At 64.5% G+C, this 24,584-nt stretch carries 24 protein-coding genes; 18 read left to right on the top strand and 6 right to left on the bottom strand.

Annotation, left to right across the window (positions count from 1 at the left end; translation table 11 throughout):
- Positions 1–7: 7 nt before the first annotated feature.
- From pdxY to VQ045_RS06765, 5 genes are all read left to right on the top strand, one after another.
- Positions 8–901 (top strand): pyridoxal kinase PdxY, encoded by an 894-nt coding sequence (gene pdxY, locus VQ045_RS06785; protein WP_331829561.1) that lies wholly within the window; start codon positions 8–10, stop codon positions 899–901.
- Between the two features lie 78 nt (positions 902–979).
- Positions 980–1,633, top strand: coding sequence for a carbonic anhydrase (locus VQ045_RS06780; protein WP_331829560.1), 654 nt, complete (start codon positions 980–982; stop codon positions 1,631–1,633).
- Positions 1,634–1,831: 198 nt separating this feature from the next.
- On the top strand, positions 1,832–2,413 hold the full coding sequence (locus tag VQ045_RS06775; protein ID WP_331829559.1) for a protease inhibitor Inh/omp19 family protein: 582 nt from the start codon (positions 1,832–1,834) through the stop codon (positions 2,411–2,413).
- A 156-nt stretch (positions 2,414–2,569) separates the two neighbouring features.
- The gene (gene zapE, locus VQ045_RS06770; protein ID WP_331829558.1) at positions 2,570–3,739 is read left to right on the top strand and encodes a cell division protein ZapE; all 1,170 of its coding nucleotides are present in this window, start codon (positions 2,570–2,572) and stop codon (positions 3,737–3,739) included.
- Between the two features lie 46 nt (positions 3,740–3,785).
- Positions 3,786–3,980, top strand: a complete 195-nt coding sequence (locus tag VQ045_RS06765; RefSeq protein WP_331829557.1) for a hypothetical protein — start codon at positions 3,786–3,788, stop codon at positions 3,978–3,980.
- Between the two features lie 7 nt (positions 3,981–3,987).
- On the opposite strand, the gene VQ045_RS06760 is transcribed toward VQ045_RS06765, so the two are convergent.
- On the bottom strand, positions 3,988–5,211 hold the full coding sequence (locus VQ045_RS06760; protein WP_331829556.1) for a GGDEF domain-containing protein: 1,224 nt from the start codon (positions 5,209–5,211) through the stop codon (positions 3,988–3,990).
- Positions 5,212–5,692: 481 nt separating this feature from the next.
- On the opposite strand from VQ045_RS06760, the gene mdh reads away from it, so the two are divergent.
- From mdh to lpdA, 11 genes are all read left to right on the top strand, one after another.
- Positions 5,693–6,655 (top strand): malate dehydrogenase, encoded by a 963-nt coding sequence (mdh, locus tag VQ045_RS06755; protein WP_331829555.1) that lies wholly within the window; start codon positions 5,693–5,695, stop codon positions 6,653–6,655.
- Between the two features lie 59 nt (positions 6,656–6,714).
- A complete protein-coding gene (gene sucC, locus VQ045_RS06750) occupies positions 6,715–7,905 on the top strand; it encodes an ADP-forming succinate--CoA ligase subunit beta (RefSeq protein WP_331829554.1) in 1,191 nt (396 codons plus the stop codon).
- 49 nt (positions 7,906–7,954) lie between these two features.
- Positions 7,955–8,299 (top strand): hypothetical protein, encoded by a 345-nt coding sequence (locus VQ045_RS06745; RefSeq protein ID WP_331829553.1) that lies wholly within the window; start codon positions 7,955–7,957, stop codon positions 8,297–8,299.
- A 106-nt stretch (positions 8,300–8,405) separates the two neighbouring features.
- Positions 8,406–8,675, top strand: a complete 270-nt coding sequence (locus VQ045_RS06740; protein WP_331829552.1) for a hypothetical protein — start codon at positions 8,406–8,408, stop codon at positions 8,673–8,675.
- A gap of 244 nt (positions 8,676–8,919) precedes the next feature.
- A complete protein-coding gene (sucD, locus tag VQ045_RS06735) occupies positions 8,920–9,831 on the top strand; it encodes a succinate--CoA ligase subunit alpha (RefSeq protein WP_331829551.1) in 912 nt (303 codons plus the stop codon).
- A gap of 167 nt (positions 9,832–9,998) precedes the next feature.
- Positions 9,999–12,983 (top strand): 2-oxoglutarate dehydrogenase E1 component, encoded by a 2,985-nt coding sequence (locus tag VQ045_RS06730; RefSeq protein ID WP_331829550.1) that lies wholly within the window; start codon positions 9,999–10,001, stop codon positions 12,981–12,983.
- A gap of 45 nt (positions 12,984–13,028) precedes the next feature.
- Entirely contained in the window at positions 13,029–14,315 is a 1,287-nt protein-coding gene (odhB, locus tag VQ045_RS06725; RefSeq protein ID WP_331829549.1) for a 2-oxoglutarate dehydrogenase complex dihydrolipoyllysine-residue succinyltransferase, read from the top strand.
- 71 nt (positions 14,316–14,386) lie between these two features.
- Positions 14,387–15,103, top strand: a complete 717-nt coding sequence (locus VQ045_RS06720) for a DUF4241 domain-containing protein (RefSeq protein WP_331829548.1) — start codon at positions 14,387–14,389, stop codon at positions 15,101–15,103.
- A gap of 16 nt (positions 15,104–15,119) precedes the next feature.
- A complete protein-coding gene (locus VQ045_RS06715) occupies positions 15,120–15,878 on the top strand; it encodes an SDR family oxidoreductase (RefSeq protein WP_331829547.1) in 759 nt (252 codons plus the stop codon).
- A 181-nt stretch (positions 15,879–16,059) separates the two neighbouring features.
- On the top strand, positions 16,060–16,770 hold the full coding sequence (locus VQ045_RS06710) for a DUF4241 domain-containing protein (protein WP_331829618.1): 711 nt from the start codon (positions 16,060–16,062) through the stop codon (positions 16,768–16,770).
- A gap of 232 nt (positions 16,771–17,002) precedes the next feature.
- A complete protein-coding gene (gene lpdA, locus VQ045_RS06705; protein ID WP_331829546.1) occupies positions 17,003–18,412 on the top strand; it encodes a dihydrolipoyl dehydrogenase in 1,410 nt (469 codons plus the stop codon).
- 112 nt (positions 18,413–18,524) lie between these two features.
- On the opposite strand, the gene VQ045_RS06700 is transcribed toward lpdA, so the two are convergent.
- From VQ045_RS06700 to VQ045_RS06680, 5 genes are all read right to left on the bottom strand, one after another.
- A complete protein-coding gene (locus tag VQ045_RS06700) occupies positions 18,525–18,710 on the bottom strand; it encodes a hypothetical protein (RefSeq protein WP_331829545.1) in 186 nt (61 codons plus the stop codon).
- Between the two features lie 106 nt (positions 18,711–18,816).
- Positions 18,817–19,122 (bottom strand): BrnA antitoxin family protein, encoded by a 306-nt coding sequence (locus VQ045_RS06695; protein WP_331829544.1) that lies wholly within the window; start codon positions 19,120–19,122, stop codon positions 18,817–18,819.
- A gap of 274 nt (positions 19,123–19,396) precedes the next feature.
- Positions 19,397–19,654, bottom strand: coding sequence for a BrnT family toxin (locus VQ045_RS06690; protein ID WP_331829543.1), 258 nt, complete (start codon positions 19,652–19,654; stop codon positions 19,397–19,399).
- A 146-nt stretch (positions 19,655–19,800) separates the two neighbouring features.
- Positions 19,801–20,862: a TraB/GumN family protein gene (locus VQ045_RS06685; RefSeq protein ID WP_331829542.1), complete on the bottom strand. Its 1,062-nt coding sequence runs from the start codon at positions 20,860–20,862 to the stop codon at positions 19,801–19,803.
- A 92-nt stretch (positions 20,863–20,954) separates the two neighbouring features.
- The gene (locus tag VQ045_RS06680) at positions 20,955–21,908 is read right to left on the bottom strand and encodes a tyrosine recombinase XerC (RefSeq protein ID WP_331829541.1); all 954 of its coding nucleotides are present in this window, start codon (positions 21,906–21,908) and stop codon (positions 20,955–20,957) included.
- 248 nt (positions 21,909–22,156) lie between these two features.
- Here VQ045_RS06680 and VQ045_RS06675 point away from each other — a divergent pair, with 248 nt between their 5' ends.
- Together VQ045_RS06675 and VQ045_RS06670 are read left to right on the top strand one after the other, a co-directional pair.
- Complete coding sequence (locus VQ045_RS06675) at positions 22,157–22,591, top strand: OsmC family protein (RefSeq protein ID WP_331829540.1); 435 nt, start codon at positions 22,157–22,159, stop codon at positions 22,589–22,591.
- 194 nt (positions 22,592–22,785) lie between these two features.
- Positions 22,786–24,162: an Nramp family divalent metal transporter gene (locus VQ045_RS06670; protein ID WP_331829539.1), complete on the top strand. Its 1,377-nt coding sequence runs from the start codon at positions 22,786–22,788 to the stop codon at positions 24,160–24,162.
- The last annotated feature ends 422 nt before the right edge of the window (positions 24,163–24,584 follow it).

The raw sequence follows: 24,584 nt of genomic DNA, 5'->3' as shown, positions 1-24,584 counted from the left end.
CCGCCCCATGCCGACAGCCAAGTCCATTCAGCAGAGCGACCGGCCGGCTGTCATTTCGGTCTCAAGCCATGTCGCGCGCGGTACCGTCGGCAACCGCGCGGCGGTGTTCGCGCTGGAAACCCTCGGCTTCCCGGTGTGGTCGGTTCCCACCGTGACGCTGCCCTGGCATCCGGGCCACGGGACGGCGACCCGCATCGTGCCGCCCGACGCCGAATTCTCGGACCTGATGGACGACCTGGCGGGCTCGCCCTGGCTGGGTGAGGTCGGCGCCATCCTCACCGGCTATTTCGGCGCCGACGATCAGATTGCGCCCACCGCGCGGTTGGTCGAGGCCGTCAAGCGCGCCAATCCGAAGGCGATCTATATCTGCGATCCGGTGATCGGCGATGGCGGCCGGATGTATCAACCGCAAGCGACGCTCGCGGCGATCCGCGATCGGTTGATCCCGCTTGCCGACATCGCGACGCCCAATCGATTCGAGCTGGAATTCCTCAGCGGCCTCGAATTGACCGACAACGCCCATCTGATCGAGGCGGCGAGCGCGCTCGGGCCGCCGACCGTCATCGTCACCTCGGCCTTTGCAATGCTGCGCGGCGGGATCGGCAATCTGCTGGTGCGCGATTTCCAGGCAATGCTCGCCGAGCACCGGATCATCGAGAACCCGCCGCATGGCCTCGGCGACCCCACGGCGGCGGTGTATCTGGCCCGCGTGCTTGCCGGCGTCTCCGAGGAAAAGGCCCTGCAGACCACCACGGCGACCGTGTTCGAGATCCTCGCACGTACGACGAAGCGCGGTGCTGATGAACTGACGCTCGAAACCGACAGCGATAGCCTCAGGCATCCGATGGCGATGGTCCAGACCCGCCGCCTGGCCTATCCGGGCGGCAATCGCCGAGCTTGATCGGCGCGGCCGTAGGGCCGAATGTGGACTGCCGCAGGGCAATTGATTGCGCCGCAGCGAATCGCTACTGATCGCAACATGACGAAATTTCTTCCCGACCACCTTCTCAATGGCTATCGCGCTTTTGTCGACAAGCGGCTGCCGCAGGAGCGTCAGCGCCTGCGGCAGCTCGCCGAGGTCGGACAGAGCCCGAAAACGATGGTCATCGCCTGCTGCGATTCCCGCGCGGCGCCCGAGACGATCTTCGACACCGCGCCGGGCGAGATCTTCGTGGTGCGCAATGTTGCCAATCTGGTGCCGCCCTACGAGCCGGACGGCGAATTTCACGCAACCTCGGCCGCGCTAGAATTCGCTCTGCACGCGCTCAAGGTGGAGCATGTGGTGGTGCTCGGCCATGGCGGCTGCGGCGGCATTCACGCCGCGCTGTCGCCGGCCGCAGAGCCACTGTCTCCAGGCGATTTCATCGGCAAGTGGATGAGCCTTCTCGATCCGGTTACGCGGGCGGTTGGCGCCAACGACCACATGACCGCAAACGAGCGGCAGGCGGCGCTGGAGCGCATCGCCATCCGCTATTCGATTGCCAATTTACGGACGTTTCCCATGGTCGAGAATCTGGAAAAGCAGGGTAAACTGTCGCTGCACGGTGCCTGGGTCGACATCCGGTCCGGCGAACTGTGGGCGATGAACCCGGAAACCGGGGATTTTTCCCGCGCGCTGGCCGACGCGGCCTAATCGAACCGTCCGCTGCATCGCCGAAGCGGCCGTCCGAGGCAGGTTTTCGTGGATTGCGGGTCACAGCACAGAGTTTCTGTTGCATTTCGACACAATTGCGCCTTGCGAAGCGTGGCACTGGTCCGCTTTATGACAGGGAAGGTCTTGGGCGGTGTCGACCCGGGACCGCAAGAGAAAAGACATGCACGGGGAAATCTCATGACCAATTGGACCAGAACGGGAGCCGTTCTCGTCACGCTGCTCCTGGCGGCAGGCTGTTCGCGATCGATGCCGTCCTTCGAGAGCAGTGGGCCGGCGCCGCTGACGCCGGCGCCCCGGCAGCAGGTCGCGGTCAGGAAGCTGCCGCCCCCGCCGCCGCCGCCGGCACCGTCGACGTCGCAGAGTTCGTCCTTCGAAAGCGAAACCGACGTCACGGCAAACGAGACGGACCAGACCGGCCAGAATGCCTCGTCCGACAATTCGACAAATCAGGAGACCAAGGTCGCATCCGCCAGCAGCGGGCCGATCTCGCGCAACTCCGTGCTCGGCGCCTACAAGGTGACGACGACGGGCGGCAACTGCCAGATCATCCTGTCGCTGACCAAGTGGACCGGCGGCTATCGGGCCGCATCGCGCGGCTGCCCCGGCGCGGTCGCCGACGTCAGCGCCTGGGACGTCTCCGGCAACCAGGTGGTGCTGAAGGATTCCGGCGGCTCCAATGTCGCCAATCTCAACTCCTCCGGCGGATCGCGCTACGAGGGCCGCACCAAGAGCGGGCAGCAGATCAGCCTCTACCGGTAGGAACCGGAGCCGGACAGCATCGCTCGCCGCGCTGTCCGGCCACGCCTTGGAAAATGCCCGGCTCTGCGGCTCGTCCGCGAGCCTTGCCGTGATTTTGGCGCGGGATGCGGCGGACCCGGCCTGTCGCCAGCTTTCCCAACCACCCTTCGAGGAACGATGCCGAGCACCGCCACGCGCGACGACAGGAAGGCGCAAGGACCTGTCCGCTCGGCGCTAGAGCATTTGATCGCCATCAAGGAGATCGAGGCGGACCCTGGCCAAAGAGCGCTTGCCGACCAGCTCGACCACATCGATCAGACTCTCTCGGCCGCCACCGTCGCCTCGAAAAAAAGTGCCCTCGGCTGGCTGTTCGGCAAGAAGCGTGAAGCCGACCCGATCCGCGGCGTCTATATCCACGGCGATGTCGGCCGCGGCAAGACCATGCTCATGGATATGTTCTTTCGCCAGAGTTCGGTGTCGGCGAAACGGCGCGTGCATTTCCACGCCTTCATGGGCGACGTCCACGAGCGCATCGGCGCCCATCGCAAGGCGGTGAAGGCGGGCACGGCCAGCGGCGACGACCCGATCGGCCCGGTCGCCGGCCAGATCGCCAAGGATGCCCGACTGCTGTGCTTCGATGAATTCGCGGTGACCGATATTGCCGACGCGATGATCCTGTCGCGGCTGTTCAAGGCGTTGTTCGAGCAAGGCGTGGTGCTTGTCGCGACGTCGAATGTCGCGCCCGACGATCTCTATCGCGATGGTCTCAACCGGCCGCTGTTCCTGCCGTTCATCGACATTCTCAAAGCCCACACCGACATCGTCGCGCTCGACGGCGCGGAAGACTACCGGCTTGCCACGATCGGGCGTGACGACGTTTATCTCTCGCCGCTCGATTCGACCGCCGAGACCCGGATGGACGCGATCTGGCTGACGCTTCTCGACGGCGCCAAGGAGGGCGTCGCGTCGCTGTCGGTGAAGGGGCGCACGGTAAAGGTGCCACGCGCCGGCAACGGCGCGGCGCGTTTTTCCTACGACGATCTGTTGAAGCGCCCGCTCGGCGCGCAGGATTATCTGGCGATCGCACGGCGCTTCCACACGGTGATGCTCGACCGGGTTCCGGTGATGGACCAGGCTGAGCGCAATGAAGCCAAACGCTTTATCACCCTCGTCGACGCGCTGTATGATTCCGGTCGCCGGCTGGTAATGTCGGCCGAGGCATCGGCGGAGCGGCTCTATCGCGGTCGCTCCGGCGCCGAGGCTTTCGAGTTCGACCGCGCCGTCTCGCGTCTCGTCGAAATGCGCTCGGACGACTATCTGGCCCGGACGTCCGGCGCCTCCGGTTAATACCAACCTGCGGTGATAGGAACCCATTCGACCGGGACGATCGCCGATGCATGGCGAGGAGCGGGACGACGTGCGATGCGGCGCATCGGACGAGGCCCGCGACGAGGCCAGGCGCGGCGAGCGCCCGGCCATAGGTGGGCTGGACGGGCTCGCCGGACGGCGTCGCACCGCTTGCCCGATGCGCCGCATCGAACTGCGCGTCGCTCCTGGCCGGACAAGCCCGTTCAGCGCCATCGAATAGGTCCCTATCACGGCAGGTTGGTATAAAGCGCAATTTGACGGGATTCGCGTCGGAACTCGCCTGCCGGCCGCTGGGAAATCTCGGCCCAGGCCGCGACCGGTTCCGATGGACGGGTGCCAGCTCCATCGCGCGGCCGGGCAGCCCGCGGCTTTCGGGCCGCGACGACGCAATTTCGGCCGGCGGCCTTTGCCCGATACAGGGCGGCATCTGCGTCACGCCGGACCGACCCGGGACTGCCGCAGCGGTCGGTCTGGCTGACACCGATGCTGACCGTCAGGGGGGCGGCGTCGTCGATTTCCCCGAAGTGCTTCGCGGCGATGAGACGCCGCAGATGCTCCGCGCGGCGCATCGCGGCCGGCAGATCGCAGTTCCAAAGCAGAACCGCGAATTCCTCGCCGCCGTATCGCGCCACGATATCCTTTTCGCTTTCGAGGCGCTTCAGCACATCACCCACAGCGGCAAGCGCCCGATCGCCGCAATCGTGGCCGAACCGGTCGTTGATCATCTTGAAGTGATCGACGTCGATCATCATCAGCGCAAATGGCCGAAGCGGCTGCACCGTCGTCCATTCCTCGAGCCGCTGGTCGAACGCCCGTCGGTTGGCAAGACCGGTCAACGGATCGGTGAAGGCATCGATCAGCAGGGATTCTTCCCGCGCGATCAAGCTATCCTCACGGCGCATCAGCGTGCCGAGAAGGAGGGTGGCGAGGACGCAGGAGGCCATGAGCGCGGCGACCGAAAGGCCGATGGTGGTCGCGGAGGCCTGGATCGGCAGTAATGGCAGGAGCAGGGCCTGGCAGGAGATCGTCAAGCCGAGGGAGAACAGGCTCGCGAGGCTGGCATGGCCACGCCGGCGCCAAGTGTGCCGCCAGAGCAGACCGGCGACGACCGCGAAGCCGAGAACGGCGAGACCCATGCCCGTTCCCGCCCCGCCGAGGGCGATGCGGTAAAGACCGGCGGCGGCGGCGGCGATCGTCGCGGCCAACGGTCCGCCGAAGGCGGCGGCCAGCGCGACCACGATAACTCTCGCATCGACCATGATCCCCGGCAGGGGAATGGACGCCTGCAGCATCGTGGCGATCGCCGCGGCCCCGAAGACAAGCCCCAGGGTCACCGCTTGCGCGCCGCCGGGCCAGCGAGCGCGGCGAAGGGCTCCGTAGCTTATGGCGACGAGGGCCAGCAGGCCGACATCGTTCGCCAGATCGATGATCAGATTCACAGGCAGGTACATTCGGGTCGGCATCCTCGTCTGGCGGTCGAGCCGGTCAGGAGCCGGTACGATCCCGGATCGGACGGCGCGATGCCAATCGTTGATCCACTGCAATTACGTTCGGCGGACCGGTTTTGATCCTCGCAGTGACCGGCGACGGTCGAAGAGGGCTAACAAGGAGCTAATACGCGAGCGCCCTAAGGATCCAGAACGTCCAATATTCTTACTCTTACGTAATACCCGGATATTATAACCGATTGAATTCGCTAGGGTCTAATTGTCATGGTTGCATCCGCCGGCGGCCCGGTCTATTGCGTCGCCGCAACGGGGGCACCGTTAAGGGGCTTTTTGGCCTCACGCTCAGCCGAATTTGCTGTTGCGGCTCCCCGCGACGACGGATTCGGCGAACGGAGCGAGGGCTCTTTTTGCCCGGTCCGCGCACAACCAGCGGTCCGCTCCCGGTCTGACGCCGAAGCCGGCCGGTAGCAGGAGGAAAGTGGCCTTGGCCCGTTCGAAGATCGCACTTATCGGTTCCGGCATGATCGGCGGCACGCTCGCACATCTGGCGAGCCTGAAGGACCTCGGCGACGTCGTCATGTTCGACATCGCCGAGGGCACGCCGCAGGGCAAGGCCCTCGACATCTCCCAGTCCGGTCCGGTCGAAGGCTTCGACGCCCGCCTTTCCGGCGCTAACGACTATGCCGCCATCGAGGGCGCTGATGTGTGCATCGTCACCGCCGGCGTGCCGCGCAAGCCGGGCATGAGCCGCGACGATCTGCTCGGGATCAATCTGAAGGTGATGGAGCAGGTCGGCGCCGGCATCGCCAAATACGCGCCAAACGCCTTCGTCATCTGCATCACCAACCCGCTCGACGCGATGGTCTGGGCGCTACAGAAATTCTCCGGCCTGCCCAAGGCGAAGGTCGTCGGCATGGCCGGCGTGCTCGACTCCGCCCGCTTCCGCACCTTCCTCGCCGAGGAATTCAAAGTCTCGGTCGAGGACGTCACCGCCTTCGTGCTCGGCGGTCACGGCGACACGATGGTGCCGCTCACTCGTTACTCGACCGTCGCCGGTATTCCGCTGACCGATCTCGTCAAGATGGGCTGGTGCTCGAAGGAGCGGTTGGGGGAGATCGTCCAGCGCACCCGCGACGGCGGTGCGGAGATCGTCGGCCTGTTGAAGACCGGCTCGGCCTATTACGCGCCGGCGGCCTCGGCGATCCAGATGGCCGAATCCTACCTCAAGGACAAGAAGCGGGTGCTGCCCTGCGCGGCGAACCTCAAGGGCGAATACGGCCTCAAGGACATGTATGTGGGCGTGCCCTGCGTGATCGGCGCCGACGGTATCGAGCGGGTGATCGAGATCGACCTCACCAGTGACGAAAAGGCGCAGTTCGAAAAATCGGTCGCCGCAGTGAAGGGCCTGATGGAAGCCTGCGCGGAAATCGCGCCGAAGCTGAAGTGATTTTGCCGGGCCGCCATTGAGCGGCCCGTTCCTTTTCCCCTCCGCGCCGAGGACGACAGATGAACATCCACGAATATCAGGCCAAGCAAGTTCTCAAGGGTTTTGGGGCGCCGGTTGCGGCGGGCGTGGCGATCACCGAGGCCTCGCAGGCCGAGGCCGCGGCGCGGCAGTTGCCGGGGCCGGTCTATGTGGTCAAGAGCCAGATCCACGCCGGCGGCCGCGGCAAGGGCAAGTTCACCGAACTCGGTGAGGGCGCCAAGGGCGGCGTCCGGCTGGCCAAATCGATCGAGGCCGTCGTCGCCGATGTCAAAGAGATGCTCGGCAACACGCTGGTCACCAAGCAGACCGGCCCCGCCGGCAAGCAGGTCAACCGGCTCTATATCGAGGACGGCGCCGATATCGATCGCGAGCTCTATCTGTCGCTGCTCGTCGACCGCACCGTCGGCCGCGTCGCCTTCGTCGTCTCGACCGAGGGCGGCATGGACATCGAGGCGGTGGCCGAGGCAACGCCGGAAAAGATCCACAATGTCGCGATCGACCCGCTCGCCGGTGTGACCGCAGCCGACGCCACCAGGCTCTGCGACGCCTTGAAGCTCGACGGGCCGGCCCGCGCCGACGGGATGACGCTGTTCCCGATCCTCTACAAGGCCTACACCGAGAAGGACATGAGCCTTCTCGAGATCAACCCGCTGATCGTCTTGAAGGACGGGCATCTCAGGGTGCTCGACGCCAAGGTGTCGTTCGACGGCAACGCGCTCTATCGCCATGACGACATCAAGGCGCTGCGCGACGAATCGGAAGAGGACGCCAAGGAGATCGAGGCGTCGAAGCACGATCTGGCCTATGTGGCGCTCGACGGCGACATCGGCTGCATGGTCAACGGCGCCGGTCTCGCCATGGCGAAGATGGACATCATCAAGCTGTACGGCAAGGAGCCGGCGAACTTCCTCGACGTCGGCGGCGGCGCGACCAAGGAAAAGGTCACCGAGGCGTTCAAGATCATCACCTCGGACCCGAACGTCAAAGGCATATTGGTCAACATCTTCGGCGGCATCATGCGCTGTGACGTGATCGCCGAGGGCGTCGTCGCGGCGGTCAAGGAGGTCGGGCTGAAAGTGCCGCTGGTGGTGCGCCTCGAAGGCACCAATGTCGACAAGGGCAAGGCGATCCTCAACCAGTCGGGCCTTGCCATCACCGCCGCCGACGATCTCGACGACGCCGCCCAGAAAATCGTCAAGGCGGTCGGGTAGGCCTGCCCAGCGTGGGTGTTTAGGGCTTGGAGAACAATAGGAGTGAGGCGTGGAATCAGTAGTAAGCGCCTTCATTGTGGCAATCGCATTTCTGACGTTTGCTGCGCTTGTCGCCGCTTTGCCAGGTGCGGCTATCCTTTATTCGCAAGCCTTAGTAGTTTTTTTGGCGCGTAAGTTTGACAATGTTGCCGTTGGTTCTGCTGCGTTACGGTTTCTCCTTCTTTCGTACGTCGTTTTCTTGTTCTGGTGCGTGCGATTGGATCAAGGTGAGCTCGGGAACGACCCCGCGTCTGGCATGGCTGCCAATGTGATACCTCTGGCAGCGCTCATCGCGTTGGGATTTGGCGTCTGGCTGCATCGCAGGGCGACAAGAGAGTTGAAGGATGCTGCCTGAACGAACAGGTGCTCGCTATTTACGGCACGCAAATGGTCGACGGTATGCACGCGCAGAAGAGTGGAGAAACCTGAGTAGGCGCCAAGGGAGCCGGGAAAGCAACGCTATGAGCGATGACAAGCGAAACACCGTCGAGGTCGCCTTCGACGACAGGACGTTCCGACGCCTCGTAGCGTGCGCCGAATGGCGCAAGGTCCCGGTACCGGAACTCGTCCGTGCTTATGCCGAGGACTGGGTCGATATTGACTATCCGGAATCGCGCGGGCGGCATACGCGTCGTGCCACCTATCGCGACGGTCCGATCGGGCTCTGCGAGGGAACACGGCAAGAAGCCTCGCGAAACTGGATAAAAGACCTGGGAGAAGAGGCACCGTGACGGTTCTTGGGAAAAGGGCGGGACAGAAACGCCTCGTCATCCCCGCCTCGAGCCGGGATCCATGCCTCCGCGCTTCGACCGCCGCGAGGTCGGAGGTCGGAATGAGACGATTTGGAATGGGTCCTCGGGTCAAGCCCGAGGATGACGAACGCATAGGACGGGGAGCAATCCCGTCCCGTTGAATCCCGCCCATGGGCGACCCGAACGCTTGCCTTTCGCCAGACCATCTAAACCAGGAATCCCCATGTCCATCCTCGTCGACAAGAACACCAAGATCATCGTGCAGGGTCTGACCGGCAAGACCGGCTCGTTCCACACCGAACAGGCGCTGGCCTATCACGGCACCCAGATGGTCGCCGGCACGCACCCCAAGAAGGGCGGCGAGATGTGGCAGGGCGATGCGAACGGCCGCGCCGTCGAATTGCCGATCTTCGCCTCGGTGGCCGAAGCCAAGGAGAAGACCGGCGCCGACGCCAGTGTTATCTACGTGCCGCCGGCGGGCGCGGCGGCCGCGATCGAGGAGGCGATCGCCGCCGAGATCGGCCTCATCGTCTGCATCACCGAAGGCATCCCGGTGATGGACATGGTGCGGGTCAAGGCCAAGCTCGACACCTCGAACTCCCGGCTGCTCGGGCCGAACTGCCCGGGCGTCCTGACCCCCGACGAGTGCAAGATCGGCATCATGCCGGGCAACATCTTTAAGAAGGGCAATGTCGGGATCGTCTCGCGCTCCGGTACGTTGACCTACGAGGCGGTGTTCCAGACCACCAGCGAGGGGCTCGGCCAGACGACGGCGGTCGGCATCGGCGGCGATCCGGTCAAGGGCACCGAGTTCATCGACATGCTGGAGCTGTTCCTGGCCGACGACGCAACGCAGTCGATCATCATGATCGGCGAGATCGGCGGCGCGGCCGAGGAAGAGGCGGCGCAGTTCCTCAAGGACGAGGCGAAGAAGGGCCGTTCGAAGCCGACGGTCGGCTTCATTGCCGGGCGGACGGCGCCGAAGGGCCGCACCATGGGCCATGCCGGGGCGGTGGTCTCCGGCGGCAAGGGCGGCGCGGAGGACAAGATCGCGGCGATGGAAGACGCCGGCATCCGCGTCTCGCCCTCCCCGGCCCAGCTCGGCAAAACCCTCGTCGAACTCCTCAAGGGCTGACGACGGGGCTCGAAAAAAGCCGGCGCGATAGCCTCCCGCGCCACGGCATCGCCGAAAACGCAGCCCAAAGGGTTCGGGCATGGTACGGTCGTCATTGTGGCGGTCCGGTTTCCCGAACGATCGATCACAGGAGACGGCACCCGGACGACGGGGTCGCGACGATATAGATGGCACGCACTGAAGCGAACGAAACCTTCGCGCTTACCTCCTTCCTCTACGGCGGTAACGCCGACTATATCGAGGATCTGCACGCTCGCTACGAGGACGACCCCAGTTCGGTCGCCGACGAATGGGGCGATTTCTTCAAGGCGTTGAAGGACGACCGCTCGGCCGTCCTGAAAAGCGCCGAGGGACCGTCCTGGGAAAAGCCGAACTGGCCGATCCCGGCGAATGGCGAGCTCGTCTCCGCTCTCGATGGGGATTGGGGGCAGATCGAGACGCGCGTCGAGGCCAAGGTCAAGGGCAAGGCGCAGGAAAGCGGCGTCGAGCTGCCTGGAACGGCCGTGCACCAGGCGACACAGGATTCGGTGCGGGCGCTGATGCTGATCCGCGCCTATCGCGCCCGTGGCCATCTGCACGCCAAGCTCGATCCGCTCGGCATCGCCAAGCCGGCTGACGACGATTACAACGAATTGTCGCCGAAGGCCTACGGTTTCACCGAGGCCGATTTCGACCGCAAAATCTATATCGACAACGTGCTTGGGCTGGAATTCGCCACCATCCGCGAGATGGTCGACATCCTCGAGCGGACCTATTGCTCGACGCTCGGCGTCGAATTCACGCATATCTCGAATCCGCAGGAAAAGGGCTGGCTGCAGGAGCGCATCGAGGGGCCGGACAAGGGCATCGCCTTCACCGCCGAGGGCAAGCGCGCGATCCTCAACAAGCTGATCGAGGCCGAGGGCTTCGAGAAGTTCATCGACGTCAAATACAAGGGCACCAAGCGCTTCGGCCTCGACGGCGGCGAGGCGCTGCTGCCGGCGCTGGAGCAGATCATCAAGCGTGGCGGCCAGCTGGGGCTCAAGGAAGTCGTCTTCGGCATGGCCCATCGCGGCCGGCTGAACGTGCTCAGCCAGGTGATGGGCAAGCCGCTCAGGGCGATCTTCCATGAGTTCAAGGGCGGTTCGTACAAGCCGGAGGATGTCGAGGGCTCGGGCGACGTCAAGTACCATCTCGGCGCCTCGTCCGATCGCGAGTTCGATCAGAACAACGTCCACCTCTCGCTGACCGCCAACCCGTCGCATCTGGAGATCGTCAATCCGGTCGTCATGGGCAAGGCGCGCGCCAAGCAGGACCAGATCGCCGGCCGGACCCGCACCGAGATCGTGCCGCTGGAGACGCGCGCGCAGATCCTGCCGCTGCTGATCCACGGCGACGCGGCCTTCGCCGGCCAGGGCGTCGTGGCCGAATGCTTCGGCCTGTCGGGCCTGCGCGGCCACCGGGTCGCCGGCTCGCTGCACTTCATCATCAACAACCAGATCGGTTTCACCACCAATCCGCGCTTCTCGCGGTCCTCGCCCTACCCGTCCGACGTCGCCAAGACCGTCGAGGCGCCGATCTTCCACGTCAATGGCGACGATCCGGAAGCGGTGGTCTATGCCGCCAAGGTGGCGACCGAATTCCGGATGAAGTTCCACAAGCCTGTCGTCATCGACATGTTCTGCTACCGCCGCTTCGGCCACAACGAAGGCGACGAGCCGGCGTTCACCCAGCCGATCATGTACAAGACGATCCGCCAGCATCCGACGACGCTGGAGATCTACTCCAAGAGGCTCGTCGAAGGCGGGGTGGTCAGCCAGGAGGAGGTCGACGCCCGCAAGGCGGAATGGCGCAAGATCGTCGAGGAAGAGTTCGAGGCCGGTCAGAGCTACCTGCCGAACAAGGCCGACTGGCTGGACGGCGCCTGGTCCGGTCTGCGCAAGGCGGAGGAGCTCGAGGAGCCGCGCCGGGGCGTGACGGGCGTGCCGCTGAAGACGCTGAAGGACATCGGCGGCAAGCTGGCGACGGTGCCCAAGACCTTCAACGTCCACAAGACCATCCAGCGCTTCCTCGACAACCGCGCCAAGATGATCGACACGGGCGAGGGCATCGACTGGGCGACCGGCGAGGCGCTGGCCTTCGGCACGATCGTCGCCGAGGGGCATCCGGTGCGGCTGTCCGGCCAGGATTCCGAACGCGGCACCTTCTCCCAGCGCCATTCGGTGCTCTACGATCAGGAGGACGAGAGCCGCTACATCCCGCTGGCGCATGTCGCCAAGGGTCAGGCGATCTACGAGGTCATCAATTCGATGCTCTCGGAGGAAGCCGTACTCGGCTACGAATACGGCTACTCGCTGTCGGAGCCGAACGCCTTGACGCTGTGGGAGGCGCAGTTCGGCGACTTCGCCAATGGCGCGCAGGTGGTCATCGACCAGTTCATCTCCTCGGGCGAGCGCAAATGGCTGCGCATGTCCGGGCTCGTGCTGCTTCTGCCGCACGGCTACGAGGGCCAGGGGCCGGAGCATTCCTCGGCGCGGCTCGAGCGGTTCCTGCAGATGTGCGCCGAGGACAACATGCAGGTCGCCAACGTCACCACGCCGGCGAACTACTTCCACATCCTGCGTCGGCAGCTGAAACGCGATTTCCGCAAGCCGCTGATCCTGATGACGCCCAAATCGTTGCTGCGCCACAAGCGGGCGGTTTCGAGCCTGTCGGAGATGGCGGGCGACACGAGCTTCCATCGCCTGCTCTGGGACGATGCCGAGTTGCGCAAGGATTCGCCGATCAAGCTGGTCAAGAACGACAAGATCCGGCGCGTCGTGATGTGCACCGGCAAGGTCTATTACGACCTCCTGGAAGAGCGCGAGAAGCGCGGCATCGACGACATCTACCTGTTGCGTCTCGAACAGCTCTATCCGTTCCCGGCCAAGGCGCTGATCACCGAACTGTCGCGATTCAAGCAGGCTGAGATGGTCTGGTGCCAGGAGGAGCCCAAGAACATGGGCGCCTGGTCGTTCATCGACCCTTACCTCGAATGGGTTCTGGACCATATCGGTTCAAAGAAGCGACGCGTGCGCTACACCGGCCGTCAGGCGGCGGCCTCGCCGGCGACCGGCACGATGTCGACCCATCAAAAACAGCTCGCCGCCTTCCTAGAAGACGCGCTGGGCTGAACCGAACGCCACGACCGAACCGGACCTCGAAAGACGTAGAGAACGATGAGCACCGAAATCAAAGTCCCGACGCTGGGTGAATCCGTAACCGAGGCCACCATTGGTCAATGGTTCAAGAAGGCCGGCGACCGGGTCGAGATCGACGAGACGATCGCCGAACTGGAAACCGACAAGGTGACCGTCGAAGTGCCGGCGCCGGCCGCCGGTGTGCTTGAGGATATCGCCGTCCAGGAGGGCGAGACGGTCGAGGTCGGCGCGGTCCTCGGCTCGATCGGTGAAGGGTCCGGCTCAAGCGCCGGGACGACGGCGCCGACCGAAAAGCCGAAGAGCCAGGCGGCCAAGGCGGATTCTGCGGCCGACACCAAGGCCGATTACGGCGGCGGCGCTACCGGTGACGCGTCGAGATCGGGTGGCGATGCTGATGAAAAGGCCGCGTCGGGTGACATGCCGCCGGCCCCGTCGGCCAAGAAGATGATGGCCGAAAAGGGCCTCAGTGACGGCGACGTCGACGGATCAGGCAAGCGCGGCCAGATCCTCAAGGGCGACGTGCTCGAGGTGATCGCCCGCGGCGCGCCGTCGAGCCCGCAGGAAAAGCCGGTGGCCGCCCGCGCCCCGTCCTCCCAAGACGAGGTGGCAGGCGAGGAGCGGGTCAAGATGACCCGCCTGCGCCAGACCATCGCCCGGCGGCTGAAGGACGCGCAGGACACGGCGGCGATGTTGACCACCTTCAACGAGGTGGACATGACCGCGGTCATGGAGCTGCGCAAGAAATACAAGGAGCTGTTCGAGAAGAAGCACGGGGTGAAGCTCGGCTTCATGGGCTTCTTTACCAAGGCCGTCTGTCACGCGCTGAAGGAGATTCCGGCGGTCAACGCCGAGATCGACGGCACCGATCTGGTCTACAAGAACTACGCCCATATCGGCGTCGCCGTCGGTACCCCGAAGGGTCTCGTCGTGCCGGTGGTGCGCGATGCCGATCAGATGACCATCGCCGAGATCGAGAAGGAGATCGGCCGGCTCGGCGTGGCCGCGCGCGACGGCAAGCTCACCGTCTCCGACATGCAGGGCGGTACCTTCACCATCTCCAATGGCGGCGTCTACGGCTCCTTGATGTCGACGCCGATCCTCAACGCGCCGCAGTCGGGCATCCTCGGCATGCACAAGATCCAGGAGCGGCCGGTGGCGATCGGCGGCCAGGTCGTGATCCGGCCGATGATGTATCTGGCGCTCAGCTACGATCACCGGATCGTCGACGGCAAGGAGGCAGTGACCTTCCTCGTGCGGGTCAAGGACAGCCTGGAAGACCCCGAGCGGCTGGTGCTGGATCTTTAGGAAGGAATCTGAGGGCTCCGGCAATACCAAGGCGGCGCATCAATTGCTGATATGGGGTGCGAGCTCGGGGGATGAAGGTGACCGACGTCGCTGGAGAGTTGGGCGAACCGAACGAAGCGACACGGCGCGTGTTACGTCTCACCGGCCTTTTCCCGAGCGCCCTTGCTCGTCGCCGCATCACTCGATTTCAGGTGTGCATGCTGCAATGCCCCACCGGCCGGATTCTCGCGTGCGATCCTATTGTCGATCCTCAGACGGCGCCTTGCTTCGTCCACAACATCCGTCCGGGCCGATATCCCGCCTATGTCTATCTCTACGACCACCGCGAGTATGTGTCGCTGGGTACCGTAGTAATGGCGGAACTCAGGTTCGGCCGCCGCCGGGTAGAGACCTGGCAGCTCGCCCGGTTCGAGGACACCGGGTCCTACGCTCGTGACGGCTACAGCGTGGACTCGGCAAAAGGGTGCTTCTGCGACGCTGCCCTGCGTCCATTTCTTGATCTGTCCGAGGCCAGTAACGATCAGATCGACGCAATGCTGGAAGATCTTTTCTGTTGCTCACCCTACGGTGAGCAGTGCTTTGACGAGCAAAGCGGAATGAATGCGGCGGTATTCGATAGCGGTGATGGCGACGGTACGTACAGATCCTATTGGGGCATGGATGCGACAGGCTCGATAACCAGGCTAACGACGAGCTTTGGCATCATGGAGGACAGATGGCGCTCGCGTTCGCCGCAGATAACTCCGCGACAAGAACCAGCTTCATCGACAAGCGGGACAGGCGAGTAAATGCTGGAGGCCATGAATGACTGAACGCGTGATGATCGTAACCGGCGGGTCGCGCGGGATCGGCGCCGCCACCGCGCGGCTCGGCGCAAAGGCCGGCTATGCCGTCGTCGTCAACTATGCGTCGAACGAAGCGGCGGCTAAGGCCGTGGTCGCCGACATTGAAGCGGCTGGCGGTACGGCGATCGCGGTGAAGGGCGACGTCGGCGTCGAGGCCGACATCCTTGCCTTGTTCGCGGCGGCGGACACGCTCGGACCGCTGGCGGCGCTGGTCAACAATGCCGGCGTGGTCGACGCCGTCGCGCCGGTCGCGGACATGAGCGCGGACCGGCTCGACCGGATGTTCCGGATCAACGTCATCGGCAGTTTCCTCTGCGCCCGAGAGGCGGCAAAGCGCATGTCGACGGCGCGCGGCGGCCAGGGCGGCGCGATCGTCAATCTGTCCTCGGCGGCCGCCAAGCTCGGCCTCGGTGGTGTCCGGGTCGACTATGCCGCCGCCAAGGGCGCGATCGATACCTTTACCGTCGGGCTCGCCAAGGAACTCGCCGGCGAGGGCATCCGCGTCACCGCGGTCCGGCCCGGTATCATCGCGACGGACATTCACGCCTCGGGCGGCGAGCCCGACCGGGTCGAGGAAATCGCTCCGACCCTGCCGATGCGCCGGGCCGGTACCGCCGAGGAGGTGGCCAAGGCGATCCTCTGGCTGCTGTCGGACGAGGCGTCCTATTCGACCGGCACGATCATCGACGTTTCCGGCGGCCGCTCGATCCTGCCGTGATTGTAAGGTGGAATCGGCCGTCTTCGCAAAGCTAGAGAATTCCGTTTTCTCTGTTTTCGGGGCATCCTCATCGCGTCGGCTTCGAGGAAGCAGGTGAATGACATCAAAGCATTCAAGCCGTGGACGGGTTACGCGCCGGTCATTTCTCGTCGGAACGGCCTCACAAGCCGTGTCCGTGCCGATGGCCTTTGCAACTCAGAACCCAACTGCGCGTGAGTCATTTCCCGATTCCCGAATCTTGAGCGTTTTGTCGAATACGGGCCGGAGCGATGGTGAATTGCGGGAAGCGGGCATCGTCCGTGCGCAGGCGGGACGGCTCGCCGTTCCGACAGGACGGCTGATCCTCTGCGATCTCACCGTGGATATCGCCGAGGCACCCTCCTTCGTCCGGACAATCGATCCCGGCGATTATTCAGTCGATGTCTATCTTTATGACGGAAGCGCCGAGGGCCGCGATTGGGGCACCCGGGTCGGACTCGCCGAACTGAAAATCGCAACGGGAACGCCGGTCAGGTGGGACCTTGCGAAATTGACGGATGATGGCGCTTCGCCATGGATTGAAAATTTCTCCCACCCGATTTTTATCGACTCGGCCAAGGCGTGCTTCATCGACGTCGAAACCCGCGATGCAATCGTGGCCGCACAGATCGACTCTGGGACGCCCGGCAAGGACTATGTGCTGGATGTCCTGCACGGCAGCGTGGCGTATGCCCTCTTGATTGTTCCCGCCATCGCCCACCAACTTCGTTTCGATCCGAAGCAAAATCTCGTGGCGTTCGAGACGGGCTTTGGCGACGGGACCTATCGCGCCTTTTGGGGTTTCGATACCGAGGACCGACTTGTAAGCTTGGTGGTCGATTTCGACGTAATGCCCCCGCGCGAGGATTCCTGAGTGTTGACGATTGTTCGATGCGAAGATGATCTCGTCCGGAGGGGGCTCGAGTTCCGTGGCTTCAGGAGGCCCACTGTGGACATCGCCTCGCTTCGCGGCGGTTTCGTATGACGGTATCCCTTTGATTCGCACGCCCTCTTTTTCTATTCGGCTCCGACCTGATCCCAGCGGCCATCGAACTTCTCACCTGACGGGCAAGGACCGCCCGTCCCGCCTCTCATAGGATTCTCTCATGTCTGACACCTTCGACCTCGTCGTCATCGGATCGGGACCCGGCGGCTATGTCTGCGCCATCAAGGCGGCGCAGCTCGGCCTCAAGGTCGCCGTCGTCGAAAAGCGCAAGACCTATGGCGGCACCTGCCTCAATGTCGGCTGCATCCCGTCGAAGGCGCTGCTCTACGCCTCCGAGATGTTCGCCGAGGCCGGCCATTCCTTCGCCGAACTCGGCATTTCGGTCGAGCCGAAGCTCGATCTTGAGGCGATGCTCGGCCACAAGGACAAGACGGTGAAAGCCAATGTCGACGGCATCGCCTTCCTGTTCAAGAAGAACAAGATCACCGGCATCATCGGCACCGGACGCATCAAAGCGCCCGGCGAAGTCGAGGTGACCAAGGAGGACGGTTCGGCCGAGACCCTGTCGGCCAAGGCGATCTGCATCGCCACCGGCTCGGCCGTCGCCGGAATTCCGGGCGTGGAGCTTTTCTTCGACAGCGACACGATCGTCTCCTCCGACGAGGCGATCGCACTGGCAAGCGTGCCCGAAACGATGGTCGTCGTCGGCGGCGGCGTGATCGGCCTCGAGCTCGGCTCGGTCTGGGCGCGGCTCGGCGCCAAGGTGACCGTCGTCGAGTATCTCGACAAGGTGCTCGGGCCGATGGACGGCGAGGTCTCCAAGGCCTTCCAGAAGCTGCTCGCCAAACAGGGCATCGCATTTCGCCTTGGCGCCAAGGTCACCGGCGTCGAGAAGACCGAGAAGGGCGCAAGCGTCAGCTTCGAGCCGGTCAAGGGCGGCGAAGCGGAAACGCTCGCGGCGGACGTCGTGCTCGTCGCGACTGGCCGCAAGCCCTACACGGAAGGTCTCGGGCTGGAAGAGGCGGGGGTCAAGCTCGACGATCGCGGCCGGGTCGAGATCGACGGGCATTTCGCCACCAATGTCGCGGGCATCTACGCCATCGGCGATGTGGTGAAGGGCGCGATGCTGGCTCACAAGGCCGAGGACGAGGGCGTGGCGCTGGCCGAGCAACTGGCCGGGCAGGTCGGCCATGTGAACTACGACGCGATCCCCTCGGTGGTCTACACCTCGCCCGAGGTCGCCTCCGTCGGCAAGACCGAGGAGGAGCTGAAAGCGGCCGGGATCGCATACCGGGTCGGCAAGTTCCCGTTCATGGCTAATGGCCGCGCCCGGGCGATGCTCAAGACGGACGGTTTCGTCAAATTCCTCGTCGACGCCCAGACAGACCGGGCGCTGGGTTGCCATATCCTTGGCGCGGGCGCCGGCGACATGATCGCGGAAGCGGCGCTGTTGATGGAGTTCGGTGGTTCGTCGGAGGACCTTGCCCGCACTTCGCACGCGCATCCGACCCTGTCCGAGGCGATGCGCGAGGCGGCCTTCGCGGCCTTCGCCAAGCCGATTCACGTGTGACGGGAAGGCGGCGCAAAAGCCGCCCGACATGGTGTTCCACGTGAAACATCGATTACGAAAAAGGCCCGGCGCGTCAGCGACCGGGCCTTTCTGTAAGACGATGAGGCTGAGTTCAGCCCTTCTTGTCGGCTTGCTTCACCACGGTGCTTGTGGCCGTGCCGGTGGTGTCGGCGGTGACGATGGGCGTCATCGGCGCCTCGGCCACGGTGTCCTGGTGAGACGCGCATTGCGCCATCGCGCCGCCGGTCGCGGCGGCGAAAAGCCCGAGGCTCATGGTCACAGCGAGTAAGGATTTCATGCGCAGGCACTCCTTGGCTGTTTCGACCAGGAAGCGTACGCTCGATGTTTCTTCCCGGCAAGGATTGCCGAGTTGTTCCAGGGAGGCAGCGTCGCCACCGGAGCAGCTACCGGTCAATCCCGAGCGCGTTGCGAAGCACGGTGTTCATACGGGTCTGCCAACCGCTGCCGCCAGCTTTCAGTCGGTGGATGACCTCCGGGTCGAGCCGCACGGTGACCTGACGCTTGCGCACCGCCGCCGGCGGTCGCCCGATACGCCTCAACTCATTCTCCCCGATGGGCGGATTGTCAGGATCGGCAAGGGCCGCAGCCGTGATCGCGGCATCCTCCTCATCCGTCATCGCCGCGTGCTCGGCTCGCACCCTGGCCAGCAAGGCCGCGCGATCATCCCTGTGCTTGGAGGAATCGTGCATAGCGATCGATCTCCTTTCGGTTTGCCTTATACCAACCTGCGGCGATAGGGACCTATTCGATGGCGCTGAACGGGCTTGTCCGGCCAGAAGCGACGCGCAGTTCGATGCGGCGCATCGGGCAAGCGGTGCGACGCCGTCCGGCGAGCCCGTCCAGCCCACCGAAGGCCGGGCGCTCGCCGCGCTTGGCTTCGTCGCGGGCCTCGCCCGATGCGCCGCATCGCGCGTCGCCCCGTTCCTCGCCATGCCTCGGCGATCGTCCCGGTCGGATGGGTCCCTATCGCCGCAGGTTGGTATTACGCAGCGAGATCACCCGAATTCGGTCCCTGCGCTCCGTGTAAACGAGGACATGGAGACGGCCGTCGATCTCTCCGACAGCGACCATCCGGATTTCGCCATAGGCACGACGATCGTCGACCATGATCTTCGCGCGTTCAAAATCGAACCGGCGAGCCGCCTCGAAGAGAACCCCGTGAGCGGCGCAATTGCGTGCCGCCTTGATCTCGTCCCACTCGAATCCACGATCGCTCGCCATTTATGTAACTACAGAAAGGGTGGAGGGCAATGCTTGAGGACTCGATTGATCGCAAGAGTTCTCACCGGCAAAGGCATGGTACCCGGCTTGGCGGCCTAAGGCATCGCCGATGCGGACGACGTCTTGCGGCGGCAGTTCCGACTGCGTCAATCCGCCCGTGTGACGGTCCAGCCCGCCTCGCGCAGCAGGGCAACCAGACCGTCCTCGCCGGGAAGATGCAGCGCGCCGGTGGCGACGAAGGCGCCGCCTTTTTCCAGCATCGGCCGCATCCTCTCGACCATGCGATGGTTGCGCTCAGTAACGACGCGCTCTTCGAACTCGGCGTAGCCCTTGCCGGCGCCGACGAGGATGCCGCCATCCGGCACCGCGGCCTCGATCGCCGGCATGATCGTTGCGATCTTGCCCTCGCGATAAAGCGCCAGCATGGTCTCCATCACATCCGGCATACGATCCTGGAGATCGATCGTCGCCAGTAGGCTATCGACCTGAAGATCGGTCGACAGCGAAGCGAGGGCGCGGAGCTGCTCCTCGGAGGATTCCAGTCCTTCAACCGGCTTGCCGGCGGCGATGGCGCGCTCGGCGAGCCGGACGTCGAGGACCGAGGCGCCGCCCTTTTTCCGCGCCGCTTCGCAGGCCGGCAGCATCAGGCTCATGGAGGTGAACCACGGCTGCAGGGTCTGGATCGACTGGAACGGAATCCCCTTGGCTGCCAGCGCCGTTTCGAGCTTGGCCTGCTCTTGCGAATCGACCAGATCGGCGAGGGTCTGGCCCTTGGGAAGGTTGATCAGCTCCGGATGGGCGAAAAAGGCGGCGGCGGCCTTGACCGGATCGAGGACATCTGTCGTCTCGATGACTAGGCGCTCGGACGCGGTAAAGGCGTTTTCGGCCGGCGACGGCAGGGCGAGAACGCGCGGATCGGTGAGATGGATGGTGCCGAACAGATGGGACGGCGCGAGGCCGGCCCGCTCGACGCGAAACAGTTTACCGGCGCCGTTGGGGACCGCTGCCGCCTTTGCCTCGACGCCCGCGAGTTTGCCCTCTGCCCGCAGGGCGGGGCGGAGATCGCGGCCGTTGCAGGCATCCGGCTCCGCCGCGTCTGCGGTCAGGATACCGACGATCAGAAACGCCAAGACGATGCCGGGCAGCGTGAGGCAAAGCCGGAAGAGGATCGTCGCGTAACGGTCGAAGCGGTCGATAGGGCCGGTCATGGGCGGCTGATGAACTCCCTCGCAAGAACTCCGCAGTCTAGGGGGGAATTACGACCAAAGCCTGAATCTCTCAGGGTTTTCACTCCGACCGATCAGGCGCGGTGGCGCGCACGCGGGTGGGCCCCGTCATAGATCGACAGGAGCCGGGCCGAATCGACGGCGGTGTAGTTCTGCGTGGTCGACAGGCTGGCATGGCCGAGAAGGTCCTGAATCGTTCTGAGATCCCCACCGGCCGACAACAGATGGGTGGCGAAGGAGTGCCGCAGCGCATGCGGCGTCGCCGATTCGGGCAGGCCAAGGCCGCCCCTGAGCCGCGCCATGGCGCGCTGGATGATCTGCGGCTTCAAGGGGCCGCCACGGACGCCGCGAAACAAGGCCTCGTTCGGGTGCAAGGCATAGGGGCACAGGCGACGGTATTCGGCCACCGCCTCGAGCACGGCTGGAAGCAGCGGCACGAGTCGCGTCTTGCCGCCCTTGCCGGCGATGGGCATCGACCGGGCGGTCGGATCACTGAGTGCGTCGCCGGGCAGCGCCAGCGCTTCCGAGATACGCAGCCCACAGCCGTAGAGAAGTGTCAGCACGGCGACGTCGCGGGCGGCAATCCAGGGCTCGGCGGCGAAGGCTCCGGCATCCTCGGTGACGGCTTTCGCATCGGGGATACTCAGCGGACGCGGCAGCGACCTCGGCTGCTTCGGTGCGCGCATCGCCTTGGCGCCGGCGGAGGAGGCGAGCCCCTTCTTTTCCAGATGCCGGATGAAGGAGCGGATCCCGGCAAGGCCGCGGCCGAGAGTCTTGGCGCCGGCGCCGTCGCGGCGGCGCGCGGCGAGAAAGCCGCGCAGTTCGGCGGTCTTCAGGTCGGCGAGATCGCCGAGATCGGCGGGGCGGGCGTTGTAGCCGGTGAGGAAAACCAGGAACTGGCGCAGATCGCGCTCATAAGCGGCGAGCGTATGATGGCTGGTACGGCGCTCCTCGGCCAGCACCGTCAGCCAGGCGGCCTTTTCGGCCAGCAGGGGCTTGGTGGCATGGACAAGAACCGTCTGACTCATCGTCGCTTTCCCGCGTCACTTCTCGTGAGAAACATCCTGGTCGAATCAACACCGCCAGGCACTGGAACCGTTCCGCCAGCATCCACGATCAAGGTGAACGCTTCGTTCTCGGAACCCCATTGGCCCGATCCGGGTTTCCTTGTCGATGCCGCCCCCCGCGCCCTTGTTTGGTCGCGACCGGCACTAGCCATTTCCTCGGCAGCCTTGCGGAGCAAGACGCCGACCCTTTTCCATCGAAGGAGATTCCCATGAAACGTCATGCCACTGCAATCTGGAAGGGCGCACTCGGCGACGGCACCGGCGCAATCACCACCCAGTCCGGCGCCCTCAGCGATCACGGCTATTCGTTCAAGGCCCGGTTCGAGGACGAGAGCGGCAAATCCGGCACCAATCCCGAGGAGCTGCTGGCAGCGGCCCATGCCGGCTGCTTCGCCATGCAGCTGTCGCATTTCCTCGCCGAGAACGGCACGCCTGCGGACGAGCTGAAGGCGACATCCGTCGTCAATGTCGAACAGGTCGCGGCCGGCTTCGAGATCAAGCAGAGCGCCATCACCCTCGAGGCCAAGGTCCCTGGCATCGACAAGGCCAAATTCGATGAGTTGGCAGAGCAGGCGAAAACCAGTTGTCCCGTATCCAAGGCACTCGGTGCGATCACGGTGACGCTGGACGCCAAGCTCGTCTGAGCCTCGATCCCTATTCGAGATCAACGGCCCGTGCGTAGCGCGGGCCATTCGCATTGCAGGGCCGGTTCCGCGGCCCGGCGGGTTACAGCGAACCGCAGCCACGTCCCAGCGATATGGTCGCAAATCAGGCGCGATGGCACTAGATTGGCGTTTGTCGGCTGCCATCGGAGCCGCGAACGGCTTTCGGGGCTTTGATGAACACGCAGGGTGAGGCGACCGGTGGCGCGGGTCGCGGCGACGATCGACTGTTCGACGGGTTCAAGGAACCGGTCGGGGAACCGTCCCTCGTGGAATCGCATCGTACGGTCGATGTCGCCCATGGCGCCGGGTTCCTGCGCAAGTTCGCCGCTTTTCTCGGGCCGGGCTTTCTCGTCGCCGTCGGCTACATGGACCCGGGCAACTGGGCGACCTCGATCGCCGGTGGCTCGGAGTTCGGCTACACCCTGCTGACCGCCGTGCTGTTGTCGTCGCTGATGGCGATCCTGTTGCAGGCGCTGTGCGCGCGGTTTGCCATCGCCACCGGGCGCGATCTCGCCCAGGCTTGTCGGGATGCCTTTCCCAGGCCCGTCGCCTATGGCTTGTGGGTGCTGGCGGAACTGGCGATCATCGCCACGGACCTTGCCGAGGTCATCGGGACGGCCATCGGACTGCAGCTGTTGTTTGGCCTGCCGCTGGTCTGGGGCGTGGTCATCACCGCGCTCGATGTCTTTTTGATCCTCTATCTGCAATCGCGGGGATTTCGCTGGGTCGAGGCGTTCATCGTCACGATGATCCTGGTCATCGCGGCCTGCTTCGTCGGCCAGCTGATCCTCGCCGAGCCGTCGATCGCCGCGATTCTGGGTGGTTTCCTGCCGACGCCGGAAATCGTCACCAACGACCGGATGCTCTATCTGGCGCTCGGGATCCTCGGCGCGACGGTGATGCCGCACAATCTCTATCTGCATACCGGTATCGTCCAGACCCGGGCTTATCGTCAGGACACGGCCGGCAAGCGCGAGGCGATCCGGTTCGCGACGCTGGATTCGACCTTCGCGCTGGGGTTCGCGCTGCTGGTCAACGCATCGATCCTGATTCTCGCGGCCGCCGCCTTTTACGATCGCGGGGCCGGCGTAGTGGAGGATCTCACCGACGCGCACGCCCTGCTGGCACCGCTTCTGGGTGCCTCGATCGCGCCGATCCTGTTTGCCGTGGCGCTACTCGCCTCGGGTCTCGCGTCGACGGTGACCGCCACGATGGCCGGGCAGATCGTCATGCAGGGATTCTTGCGGCTGCGGCTGCCGCTGGTAGCGCGGCGGCTGATCACCCGCGGGCTGGCGATCGTTCCGGCGGCGGCGATCATCCTCATCTATGGCGAACGCGGCGCCGCCGAACTGCTCGTCCTCAGCCAGGTGGTCTTGTCGCTGCAACTGCCCTTCGCGGTGGTGCCGCTGGTGATGTTCTCCAGTGATCGGCGCAAGATGGGGGATTTCCGGGCGCCTGTCTGGGTGCTGGCGCTTGCTGTCGTGATCGCGGTGCTGATCGTGGGATTGAACGTCAAGCTGGTCGCGGATTTCCTCGCCCTCGGGGCGTGACTGGCGGTGGGCGGCCTTGCCGACGCTCTCCGATGTGACGACCGGATGACGTCAGGGAAAGCCGGTACGCAAGGGTTTGCGGCGATTTCAGGAAATTTTGCTGCGGTGCATTTTTTCGCAAATCGACTGTTGACTCCAAAAGCCGGGACCGCCTATAAGCCACTCATCGACGGCGAAGACGCCGCCGGCGAGCCCTTGGGTTTGCTCTGGTGTCAGGCAGTCGGAAACAATCAGAAGGCGGACCGTTCACGGTCGTTCTTCAGGGTCACTCGAGGCGCACAGCGTCGACCGGCCCGACGGCGAAGTTTTTGCCGTGATCTTTGACAATTTGATATTGAGAAGAAAGAGAAGCGTGGGCGGCGGTAAGTCTGCGTGGAGTTTCGTGCCGATTTCCTTTTCGGTTACGAGGCATCCATGAGAGA

This window comes from Aurantimonas sp. E1-2-R+4, assembly GCF_036549515.1.
In the GTDB taxonomy this organism is placed as follows: domain Bacteria; phylum Pseudomonadota; class Alphaproteobacteria; order Rhizobiales; family Rhizobiaceae; genus Aurantimonas; species Aurantimonas coralicida_A.
Note: the sequence above shows the minus strand (reverse complement) of the source record. Positions and strands in the feature narration are given on the sequence as shown.